The organism is Candidatus Krumholzibacteriia bacterium (assembly GCA_035649275.1).
In the GTDB taxonomy this organism is placed as follows: domain Bacteria; phylum Krumholzibacteriota; class Krumholzibacteriia.
In genome coordinates, this window is the sequence record DASRJW010000034.1 from 1 (window position 1) to 11,588 (window position 11,588).

Below are 11,588 nucleotides of genomic sequence, written 5' to 3' on the forward strand. Positions count from 1 at the left end.
CCGCGCTTGGCGCGCTATCGAGAAGCGCTCCTGGGGGCCGGCCTCCGCGAGGAACAGCTGCGCGAGGCGGAGCGCATCGCACAGGAAACGTTGGGACCGCCCCAGCCCAACCGCCAAGGGACGTAGTGACCTGTCAGGGTCGTCCCGTCTCCGGCGCTCGCTCTTCCCTGCCTCGCGCTTCCTGCGCACCACGCATCCGCTCCGCCTCGAAGCACTCGGCGATGAGACGAGCGTAATCCAGGTGTCCGTAAGGGAAGGTGCGCTTCGAACCCGGAGCATAGTGCCGGACGTAGTCGGCGGCGTTTCCCGGATTGCCGGGGAGGAGATGCCGCACCTTGTAGTCGGCGAGACGCAGGTCGAGGGCGCAGAGGAGCAGCAAAACGAGCCCGAGCACCCAGGAGCGGACGCGGCTGCCAGTGAGCGCGTGCGCGAGACCGATGGCAGCGAGCGGCGCGAGCGCGGTCAGGCGCCGGGGACCGAAGGCATTGCCGCCCCACCAATCGAGAAGGATGGCCGAAGAGTAGAGAGCGAGCAGCAGCGCCACCGCCAGCGCCAGGCGCAGCGGCCGATCCCGCACCAGGATCCAGCCGAGGAGACCGAGCAACAGCACCGGTGACCAGGGGAGGATGCCGTTCCAGGTCGAGAAGAGCAGGTGAAATACCTGAGGCTTCCATAGTGGTCCGATGTCCGGCCCAGGAGGGACGAGGAGGAATTTGCCGTAGATGCGTTGCCAGAAGAGCATCTGCGGCAGGAAGGCGAGAACGGCGGGCCAGGCGAGACGCCAGAGCTGCGCGCGTCGCGGCCCGCGCCATTCCTCCAGCAGACGCGGGAGGAGTAGGACGCCGAGGGCCGCATCCTGGGAGCGGACGAGCGTGACGATGCCGAAGAGCGCTCCGAGCAGCTCGAGGGGCAAGGACTTTCCTGGCGGCGCGGCACCGGTTCGTACCGCGGCTCGATCTCGCCACACGGCAGCGACGAAGACGGCGACGACGGCGAAGCTCGCCGCATGACCGTACGATGGGTCCGCCAAGGTGTAATACGCCACGGGCGTGCCGAAGACTGCAGCCACGCAGGCTCCTGCCGCTCGCATCCAGCCGCACGTCGCGGCGAGCGTCGCCGCGAGCACACTGCCTCCGAGAAGAACGAGGACGAAATCCGTCCCCGCGAGCGCCCGGGCATAACGCGGCGCGAAACCGGGGTGCGGTGTCTGCGTGGATTCCAGAACAGGTGCGTCTAGAAACTGTATCGCGGGCAGCGCTCGCGCCACGAAGACCGCAGGCGCCCACAAGAGCGCCGGGCCGATCGGAAAAGGATCACCCAGCTTGCCTTCGGGGGTCATGAAGGCCGCCTGGAGGTAGCGCGGATTCAAGTGCTCGAGCTCGTTCCGCAGCTCCAGATCCCCATCGATGACGACCGAGGCGAGCGGCGCGTAATAGCCCACGCCATCACCGCGGATGCTGGGACGCCGGAGATCCGGCAGCAGGCCGGCAGCGATCGCAGTGACGAGGACGAAAGCGGCGCAGGCCAGAGCACTGTCGCGGTTCATGCCCCGGAGGCTACGACCTGGTGCCGCGGCGAGGCAACGAAAGGCCCGGCGTGGCACCGGCTTTGCGTGAAAGGGTCGACCCGGAGGGTGTGGGATGGCTGGCACAGCAGGCACTCCAAACGCATCGCGCCCCAGCGAACGCCGGCTCGTCCGGACGCTGGAAGCGGTGGTGCGCGCCGGACGTCCGGAAACCGCGCGCGGCGGCGCCCGTCTGGCGCAGCGCCTCGAGACCTTGGTGGAAAGTCTCGACCGGCAGCTCGCCGCCTACCTGGAAGAAGCGCGCTTCCTCCGCCTGCAAGTGACCGCTGGCGGCTTGCGCGTCGCCGGCGAGGCCGCGACCCGCCCGGGGCCGCGTCATACCCTCGCCGCTTCGCTCCTGCACTCGGGCGATGTCGTCGAGCTCGTTTTCAAGCAAGGCGTGGCGCGCGAAGAGATCGTACGTCTCGTCGGCGTGCTGCATCGAGCCCCGTTCGGTGTGGAGGAAGCGGATTCCATCGGTACCATGCTCTGGGAGAGCGATCTGCGCCGCATCTCCTTCCGTTGCCGCGACGATCTCGTCTTCGGGGTGGGGGCAGGAAGCGAGATCTTCGACTCGGTCAACATCCCGGTGCCGCGGGCGGACGAGCTCTCGGCCAACACCGCCCTGGATGCAGTGTTCTCCTCGGGCCGAGAGAACGAAGCCTTCCCGGACTTGGATCTGGACGAACCGTCCTCGCCGCTGCGCCGGGTCTTCCATGACGAGCCGGGTCTCGAAGAGACGATGCGGACGCATTTCCCCAACCCCGAGCTCAGTCTGGAGCGCATCACCGAGCTGCTCGCCAGCATCCAGCTCGGCGACGAGGATGCAGGGACCAAGGCGCTGGCGCGGGAAACGCTCCTTCGCGTCGTGGACCTGCACCTCGGTGCCTCGCATCTCGAGGCGGTGCGCCAGGTGCTGCGGAAGCTGCGCCCCGCTTCGGCCCACGCCGCGGTGTACTCGACCGTGCGCGCCCTCGGTCGCCGGATCTGCAGTTCCGTCCACGTGCCCTTCCTCGCTTCCATCCTGGAGGCGGCGTCCACCCATCCGCAGCAACACGAAGTCGTGCAGGAAATCCTGCGCCTCCTGGGCGACGAGGGGATTCAGCCTCTCTGGCAGCACCTGCCCCCACCTGCCGAGGACGCGGCCCGGGCCCAGTGGATCACGGTGCTGGCTGCACTATGCGCCGACGACCCGCAGGTGCTCGCTCAGAGCGTTGCCTCCGACTCTTGGGAGGGAATGCGGGACTTCGTCGACGTCCTGGCGCGCATCGGCGGTGCCAAGGTGCTAACGCACTTGAGCCGCTGCAAGCGGCATCGAGACGTCCGCGTGCGCTGCGAGGTTGTGCGCGCGCTTCTCACTAACGATCAGCAGGGCGCCACGACCATGCTGTGCGAGATCCTCGAAGATGGCGAGCAACGCGTGCGACAGACCGCCGTCTGGGCCCTGGCGGCGCGGGGCGACGGTCGGGCCTTGCCAAAGCTGCGGGAGACGATCTTGGAGACGGCGGAGTTTCGCGACCGTGCTACCAGCGAGCGCGACGATTTCTTCCGCGCCTTCGGGCGCTTGGCAGACGAGACGACGCTGCGCGAGCTCGTCACCATGCTGGAAAAGCGCAGCTGGACCGGCAAGGGCTGGACGGCGGAGCTCAGGCGCGGCGCCGCGATCGCCCTCGGCGAGAGCCGCTGGCCCCAGGCGCGGCGGCTCTTGCAGAAGTACGCCAGTAGCCGCGATGGCCGGCTCCGCGAAGCTTGCCGCAGTGCGCTGCAGGGCGTCCACGAACCGCGGGCCGGGATGGAAGACGTGCTGCTCGGTGACCCGGAGCCGCCGCCCGCGGAGGAAACCCATGTCGGGTGAGTTCCTGACTCCGGCGCTGGAAACCACCGTGGTGCGCGGCATCCAAGCCGGCATTGAAAGCGTGCGTTCGGGGGAGAAGCCTTCGCCGCATCTGGTCGCACTCCTTCATGCCGGGCTCACCCGTTTGCTGGCGCAGTGCCCGGCGATCGAGCTGCACTGCATCGGCCAGTTCCTCGAGTTCGACGGCAAACGTCTGCCGCGCAGCGATGAGGACCGCGTCTACACCCGCCGCCTGCTGCGCAACCTGCGGGCCGCCGGTCTGCGGGGGCTGCGCATCCTGCCCGGTCTCGGGGTCAACGAGCTGCTCGCGGCGTTGGAGGTGCTCGGCCGCTCCGGCTTGCCCGGCGATCTGTGGTGCGAGGTGTCCCGTCGCTTGGAGCGTGCCCAGGTCAAGCACATCCGCGCCTTGGAAGCGGAGCGCGGGCAATCCCTGCACTTTCCCGAAGGGGCGGGGCTCTCCGTGCACCGGGCCATGGCGCAGCGCCTGTACTTGGAGGCGGCGCGCCTCTATCACGAGACGCAGAACGATCTGAAGCAACAACGGCCGGTGCAGTGGCACGCGATCCGCAGACTGCTGCAGCGCATGCTGGATCTCTTCGACGAGGACGGGGCGCCGCTCCTCGGGCTCACCTGCATCAAGAGCATGCAGAGCTATGAGTTCACCCACGCGGTGAACGTCACCATCCTGTCGCTGGCACTGGCCCGCGAGACGGGGCTCGCCAAACGGGACTGCGAAGCCGTGGGTCTCGCCGCCTTCATGCACGACGTCGGGCAAATGAACGTGCCCACCGAGGTGCTCGAGCGCCAGGGAGCACTCATCGACGAGGAGTGGGCGAGCATGCGCCGGCACACGCTGCACGGCGCCCTGCGCCTGCTCGAGTCCGGACCGCTCGAGCTCACCGCCTCGGCGGCGCTTGCCGCCCTCGAACACCATCTCGGCGTCTGGGGCGAAGGTTATCCGAAGCTGCCGTCGGGCTGGACCCCGAGCCTGGCCTCCCAGATCGTGCACATCACCGATACCTACGATGCGCTCACCAGCCGCCGCGTGTACCGCCAGCACTCCGTCCGCCCCGACCGAGCGCTGGCCTACATGCTGGAAAACACGGGATTGCGCTTCGACACCCTGCTCGTCCGGCGCTTCGTGCGCTTCCTCGGCGTCTATCCACCGGGCACGACGGTGCGGCTCGATGACGCCGCGGTGGGGGTCGTGGTCCGGCCCAACCAGACGCCGGAGCGCCTGCACCGCCCCCAGGTCTGCGTGCTCCTCGATGGCGGCGGGCAGCCGGTGACGCAGGACCCGATCGTGGACCTCGGTCAGCTCGATCCACAGACGGGCCACTACGCGCGCAGCGTTGCTGCATGCGTCGACCCGGAGCCCCTCGAGATCGCCCCGGCCTCCATCTTTCTCGCCGCCCCCTAGTCTTGCCCGCGTCGGTCAACCCTTCTATATTTCTGCCACGGCGTTCCCGGAGGCGTGCGTATGCTGGTGCAGCGGGCGAACCACAGGCCTGGAGTCCGTTGTTTGCGGGTGCTCTGCGCCATCGTTCTGGCAGCGGGCGCGTGGCGCACCGCCGGAAGCGACGAACCGACCGCGGACCCCTTCGAAGGCATGGTGCTGATCCCCGCGGGGGATTTCCTCATGGGCAGCACCGAAGCGGATGAACAGGCGAAGGGGGACGAAAAACCCCAGCGTGTCGTCAACGTGCCGGCCTTCTACATCGACCAGTTCGAAGTCACCCACATCGAGTACAAGCGTTTCATCGATGCCACGGGGTACCCGCCGCCACCCAGCTGGACGGAAGGAAAGTACGCCTACGACGCCGACTTCTACCCCATCGTCGAGGTCACCTGGTGGGATGCGATGGCCTATGCGCGCTGGGCCGGAAAGCGCCTGCCGACCGAGGCCGAGTGGGAGAAGGCGGCACGCGGCACCGACGGGCGGCGCTACCCTTGGGGCAACGACTACGACAGCCACCTGGCCAACACCGGTCGCTTCTTCGTGCCGGTGAACGCTCACCTCGAAGCCGCCAGCCCCTACGGTGTGGTGAACATGGCCGGGAACGCCAGCGAGTGGACTGGGAGCGTCTACGTACCGTATCCCGATCTCGTCGCGGTGTTGCCGGCGGAGTTCGGCGGCGTGGACAACTCGGGCCGAATCTCCCGCCAACGCCTGCGTGACAGACTGCAGGAACCCAAGGGAGAGAAGCTGGAGCCCAAGAAACAAGCGCCGCAGACTGAGGAAGAGATGGAGCTGGCGCGGGAAGACTCGTTGCACAGCGCCAATGACCCGCGGCTGCAGTTCCTGCGCCCCGAGGAATTGGTGGACCATCGTCCCCGAGTCTGCCGCGGCGGTTCCATCAACGCCTATCCTCTGTACCTGCGCTGCGCGAACCGCAGCAGCGAAGGCCCCAACTCCCGCTGGTACAACATCGGTTTCCGTTGCGCCAAGGATGTCTCCCCAGGTTCTCCCGCCACCACTCCGCCGGAGCATTGAAACGATGCCCTCCGGCGCCGGCAAGAAACCACGCGAGCCCTTCGCGGCGGTGGCGAACTTTCTCTTCGAAGTGGGCATGCTCAAGCGCACGCCGCGCACGGGACTCCAGTTCCTCGGCAGCGGCGAGGACAGCGTGGCCGAGCACATGCTTCGCACCGCCTACATCGCCCTGGCGCTCGGGCGGCTGGTACCGGACGTCGATCGTAACCGACTCCTCCTCATGGCTCTCCTGCACGACCTTCCTGAGGCGCGTACGGGTGATCTCAACTACGAGAACAAGAAGTACGTGACCGCGGACGAGGCCGCTGCGGTGCGCGACCTGGCAGAGACACTGCCCTTCGGTGCGGAGCTGCAAGATCTTCTGCAGGAGTTCGCCGCGAGAAGCACCCTGGAATCGCGCCTGGCCAACGACAGCGACCAGCTCGAGCTGCTCCTCGTCCTCAAGGAGGAAAAGGACCGGGGTAACCCCCAAGCGGACGAGTGGATCCCCTTCGCCTTGAAGCGCCTGCAGGAACCCATCTCCCGTGACCTCGCCGAGCGGATCTTGAACACCCACTCCAGCGACTGGTGGTTCGAGGATCGCGGTGACTGGTGGGTGTGGGCCGGCCGCGACAAGCCGGATTCCGGCTCCTGAAGCCGCGCCTCCTCGAGTCCCTTCGCGACTGGGGCACTCCCATCCGACGGGCTCAACCCCTGCCAGGTGATCAGCCCCCGCCCAGGTGACTGGATTGCGCTTTCTTCCTGACGCGACGAAAATAGACGGGCTCCCCACCGACCCATCCCGAAAGGAGACCTGGGATGCGCCCGCCCGTCGCGCCGTTCTCGTGGGTTTGCCTGCTCCTCCTCGCCAGCAGCACTGCCGCCCAGCCCAATCCATGGGATCCCGATGTGCCCGAGGCGGGGAGCGTCGAAAAGATCCGGGAGTTCACCACGGGCGAGGAGTACCTGCCTCGCACCGTGTCGTATGTGCCCGAGTCGGACACCGTACCGTCGCCGTCCGATGTGCTGGGGCACCTCGCCGGGGCGCCGAACGAACTCTCCCGCACCGCCGATGTGGGCCGCTACTTCCGCCGCCTCGACGAGGCGAGCCCGCGCGTGCAGGTGCACACCATCGGCACCAGCGAGGAAGGCCGCGAGATCCTGCTCGCCCTCGTATCCGACGAGCGCAACCTCCAAGACCTCGAGCGCTACACCAGTGTCGTGCAGCGCCTCGCCGACCCGCGCCGGACGACGCGGGAGGAGATGGAAGCACTGCTTGCGACAGGCAAGGTCTTCTACTACCTCACGGGCGGCTTGCACTCTCCCGAGACCGGCAGCCCGGAGATGCTCATGGAACTGGCCTATCGCCTGGCGGTGAGCGAACGGCCGGAGATCCAGACCATCCGTTCCCAGGTCGTCGTCCTCATCACGCCGGTCGCCGAGCCCGATGGGCGCGATCGCGTCGTGGACTGGTACTACAGGCACCTGCGTGGTCGCGACCTGCCGATCGAAGAACTGGCGAAGTTCTCCTCCCCGCCGTACTGGGGGCATTACGCTTTCCACGACAACAATCGCGATGGGATGCAGCTCACCCTGGCGCTCACCCGCGCCATCCACGGGGCGTACTACCAGTACCGGCCGCAGGTCCTGCACGATCTGCACGAGTCCTTGCCGCTCCTCTACATCTCCACCGGCCACGGTCCCTATAGCCGCGCCATCGATCCGGTGACCGTGAACGAGTGGACCCAGTTCGCCTACCACGAGGTGTCGGAGTTGCAGTCCCAGGGGCTGCCGGGCGTGTGGGTCTGGGGTTTCTGGGATGGTTGGTGGCCCGGCTATCTCTTTTCCGTCGCGAACAACCACAACAGCATCGGTCGCTTCTACGAGACCTTCGGCAACTCCATGGCGGGTACCTTCGAGCGGGATCTTTCAGAAACGAAATTCGTCGGCAAGCCGGTGACGGAAGAACAATGGTATCGCCCCTGGCCGCCGGGGAAGAAAGTGAAGTGGTCGCTACGCAACAACACGAACTACATGCAGGCCGGCGTGCTCGAAGCCCTGCAATACGCGGCGCTGCACCGGGAGGAGCTGCTGCGGAACTTCTGGGTGAAGGGGGATCGCGCCGTCCAAAAAGGACGCACCGAGGCGCCGTACGCCTGGATCTTCCCGCGCGAACAACGCGACCCGAACCGCCTGGTGTATCTCGTCAATCTGATGTTGCAGCACGGCATCGAAGTGCATCGGCTGGACCGCGACTTCGCTTCCGGAGAAAAGACCCACGCCGCCGGCACCACCATCGTGCGCCTCGATCAGCCCATGCGGAACGCCATCATCAACTTCATGGAGGAGCAGAAGTTCCCGGCGGACGAACCGAACCCGCCCTACGACGACGTCGCCTGGACCTGGCCTTTGCTCTTCGGTGTGGACGGCGCACGCTGCGACGACAAGGCGATACTCGAGGCCGCGATGTCCGCCGTTCCGGGTCCCGTGCCGGTCGCAGGCGAGGTCGTGGGCAAGGGCTCGGTGTACCTCCTGCGTGATACCGGCCAGAATGCTTTGCTCGCGGCGCGGGTGCGTCTCGGGCGCGCCAAGGTGGAGGCGGCGGAGGAGAGTTTCGAGCACGGCGGCACCCACTACCCCGCGGGGAGCTGGATCGTGAGCGCCTCCGCCGCGGCGGTAGGCGAGGTCGCCACGAAGCTCGGTCTCACCTTCGCCGGCGCCGCCGAGGCCCCGGATGTCCGCCGCCACGTCGTGGACCTGCCACGCCTCGGTGTCCTGCATACATGGACCTCCACCCAGGACTGCGGCTGGGCGCGCTATCAACTGGACGTGGAGGGCATCCCATACACGCTGATCAGCCCGGACGACCTGAAACGGGGCCGACTCGAGTCGCGCTTCGACGTCATCCTCTTCCCGAACACCTCGGGCGAGCTGAAACAGATCGTGCACGGCCACGACACCTCCTTCGGGCCCCTGGCGTACACCAAGACGGCGGAGTTCCCGAGCCATGGCGTGCCGGACGCCTCCGAGGACATCAGCGGCGGCATGGGGTTCGCCGGCCTGCGCAATCTCGAGACCTTCGTTCGCGGCGGCGGTGTGCTCCTGGCGCTAGCGAACGCCGGCACCCTGCCGGTGGACGGCGGCATCGTGCGGCGCGTGGACAGCTCGCGTCCCGGGGGCACGCCGGGCTCCGAAGTGCGGGCGAAATTCCTCCGACCCGAGCATCCCATCGCTTACGGCTACGAGGAGATGACCAGCGTGTTCCGGGGCAACGTGCCGTTGTTCGACGTGCGCAAGTTCGATCGGGAGCTCGTGGTCCTGCAGTTCGGGACGAAGAAGGCGGAAGAAGACGAAGAGGACGGGAAAAAGGAAGGCAAAGACGCGAGCAAGGAAGTAGCCAAGGACGCGAGCAAGGAAGAAGCCAAGGACGCCGGCAAGGGAGGCAAGGACAAGGAGGAGAAGCTGCTCCTTTCCGGGTTCGTCAAGGATCCGTCACAACTGGACGGCAAGCCCGCGATCTTGGATGTTCCGACGGGTGAAGGTCGCGTCGTGCTCTTCTCCTTCAACCCCATGCATCGATACCTGACACACTCGGACTTCCGGCTGGTCTACAACGTCCTGCTGAACTGGAACGATCTACCCACGGTGACGGGAATGCCCGAACCGGCGAGCACGACGAACCGCCCGCCGCCGGGCGAGGGCTGAGCACACTCGAGGAGCGGAGGAGCTGGAGCGCGCTCACTCCCAGCGGAAGATCCGGAGCGCGCTTACTCCCAGCGGAAGATCCGGAGCGCGACGACGAAGCTCACCAGTCCCCAACCGGCGAGCAGCAGGAGTGACGGCGAGACGGCAGAGAATCCTGCCGCTTCGTTCGTGAGCGCCCGGAGCGAGCTGTTCACCGCGGTGAGCGGAAGCGCCTGCACCAGGGGCTGGACCACCTGGGGGAAGCGTGCGGACGAGAAGAAGGTGCCGGAGAGGAGCCACATGGGGAGCATCACCACGTTCATGAGCCCCGAGACGGCTTCGATGGTGCGGGCCCGGCTGACCACGAGGAGCCCCAGAGACGAGAAGGAGAGGGCGCCAAGCAGAACAACCACGACGTACGCTGCCCACGAGCCCGTGAGCTTGATGCCGAAGACGAGCCAGCCGAAGACGTAGAGCGCCGCCACCTCCAGCAACAGCCAAACGATGCGCGCGAACAAGAAGGAGAGCAGGTAGTCGCTGCGACGCATCGGCGTGGCCATGTAGCGCTTGAGCAGCTTCTGTTGCCGGGCGGTGGCGATGGGGAAGCCGATGCCCCACATCCCGGTGCCGAGCAGGTTCATGCCGATGATTCCCGGCAAGAGGAAGTCGATGTAGCGGGCGCCACGCTGGGTGCGCGTCACCGCCTCGATGTGCACCGGATCCACGCGTCCGGCGCCGCGCTGGAGCGCATCCACCACGAGAGCTTGGGCGAGCCGGTTTTCCTGCCGCGTCGGGTCGTAGACGACGCGGAGGCTGGGCACTGCGTCTCCGTCGCTGACGGTGCGAGCCGCACGTGACGCCGTCGTCTCGCCATCCTCACTGTCGATCAAGGCCACGATCTTCCCGGTCCGCAGGGCCATCTCTGCCTCTGCCGCGCTGGGAAGCGAGACGACCCGCAGATCCGGTGCGGCAGACAGGGTGCGCGCGATGGCGTCACCGTGAGCTCCCGGGGCGATTCCCACGGGCAAGGGCTGCGGTTTCTGCACCCGGAAGGCGATGCCGAGCGCCAAGGCCAGCAAGATCGGGAAGACGAACACCCAGAAGATGGCCTCGGGTTCGCGCAGGAAACCCCGCGTCCGCGCCCGGGTCAGTTGCCAGAGGCCGTTGTGCTCGAGGTAGTGGCCGATGCTCATGTTCAATCGCGCAGCGTGCGCCCCGTGAGGTGCACGAAGACGTCCTCCAAAGTGGCGTGATGGGTGGTGAGACTGGCGAGGCCGCGGCCGCGTCGCTCGATCTCCACCAGGAGTGCTGGGACCGCCACGTGCGGTGCCAGCACGTGCAAGGCCCAGGTCGGGCCTTCGCGCCGCACCCGGCGCACGCTGGGCAGCGCTTCCAGCGCCGCCGGCTCGAGATCGCCGTCGCCGTCGAGAGAGATCGCCACGACGTGATCGGCGTCGAGCGTCGCGATCAGCTCTGCGGGCGTGCCGAGAGCGATCACCTTGCCGTGGTCGACGATGGCCACGCGGTCGCAGAGCTTCTCCGCTTCGTCCATGTAGTGCGTGGTCAGCAGCACCGTCCGGCCGCCGGCCTTGAAGGCGTTCACGATGTCCCAGACCTGCCGGCGCGACTGGGGATCGAGACCCGTCGTGGGCTCGTCCAGGAAGAGGAGCTCCGGGTCGCCGACGAGCGCGCAGGCGACGGCCAGCCGCTGCTTCTGTCCGCCGGACAGGGTGCCGACGCGGGCATGGGTCTTCTCCGTGAGCTCGACCTCGCGAATCACCGACTCCGCGGCGCGGCCGCTGCGGTAGAACCGGCGGAACAGCTCCACCGTCTCGTCCACCTGCAGCTTCTCCGACAGGACGGTCTGCTGCAGGCAGACGCCCATCCGCTCGCGGATGGCCTGGTCGTCCTGCCCCCAGCGGCGGCCGAGCACGACCACCTCGCCGCGGGTCGGGGCGAGGAGGCCCTCCAGGATCTCGATCGTGGTGGTCTTGCCCGCCCCGTTCGGGCCG

Annotated in this window: 8 protein-coding genes; 5 read left to right on the forward strand and 3 right to left on the reverse strand. The window is 67.4% G+C overall.

Annotated elements, in window-relative coordinates:
• Nucleotides 1-133 precede the first annotated feature (133 nt).
• On the reverse strand, nucleotides 134-1,546 hold the full coding sequence (locus tag VFE28_03490) for a hypothetical protein (GenBank protein ID HZM15042.1): 1,413 nt from the start codon (nucleotides 1,544-1,546) through the stop codon (nucleotides 134-136).
• 94 nt (nucleotides 1,547-1,640) lie between these two features.
• Here VFE28_03490 and VFE28_03495 point away from each other — a divergent pair, with 94 nt between their 5' ends.
• The 5 genes from VFE28_03495 to VFE28_03515 all read left to right on the forward strand — a co-directional run bounded on the left by VFE28_03495 (nucleotide 1,641) and on the right by VFE28_03515 (nucleotide 9,597).
• Nucleotides 1,641-3,419, forward strand: coding sequence for a HEAT repeat domain-containing protein (locus tag VFE28_03495; GenBank protein HZM15043.1), 1,779 nt, complete (start codon nucleotides 1,641-1,643; stop codon nucleotides 3,417-3,419).
• On the forward strand, nucleotides 3,409-4,839 hold the full coding sequence (locus tag VFE28_03500) for an HD domain-containing phosphohydrolase (GenBank protein ID HZM15044.1): 1,431 nt from the start codon (nucleotides 3,409-3,411) through the stop codon (nucleotides 4,837-4,839). The genes VFE28_03495 and VFE28_03500 overlap by 11 nt, the downstream gene beginning before the upstream one ends.
• A gap of 60 nt (nucleotides 4,840-4,899) precedes the next feature.
• On the forward strand, nucleotides 4,900-5,913 hold the full coding sequence (locus VFE28_03505) for a formylglycine-generating enzyme family protein (GenBank protein HZM15045.1): 1,014 nt from the start codon (nucleotides 4,900-4,902) through the stop codon (nucleotides 5,911-5,913).
• 4 nt (nucleotides 5,914-5,917) lie between these two features.
• On the forward strand, nucleotides 5,918-6,547 hold the full coding sequence (locus VFE28_03510) for an HD domain-containing protein (GenBank protein ID HZM15046.1): 630 nt from the start codon (nucleotides 5,918-5,920) through the stop codon (nucleotides 6,545-6,547).
• Between the two features lie 164 nt (nucleotides 6,548-6,711).
• A complete protein-coding gene (locus tag VFE28_03515; GenBank protein ID HZM15047.1) occupies nucleotides 6,712-9,597 on the forward strand; it encodes a M14 family zinc carboxypeptidase in 2,886 nt (961 codons plus the stop codon).
• Between the two features lie 62 nt (nucleotides 9,598-9,659).
• Here VFE28_03515 and VFE28_03520 read toward each other — a convergent pair whose 3' ends face one another.
• Both VFE28_03520 and VFE28_03525 read right to left on the reverse strand, forming a co-directional pair.
• Nucleotides 9,660-10,769 carry an ABC transporter permease gene (locus VFE28_03520; protein HZM15048.1) on the reverse strand — a complete coding sequence of 370 codons (1,110 nt, stop codon included), beginning with the start codon at nucleotides 10,767-10,769 and terminating at the stop codon, nucleotides 9,660-9,662.
• Nucleotides 10,770-10,771: 2 nt separating this feature from the next.
• The coding region (locus VFE28_03525; GenBank protein ID HZM15049.1) for an ABC transporter ATP-binding protein at nucleotides 10,772-11,588 on the reverse strand (817 nt) is incomplete at its 5' end.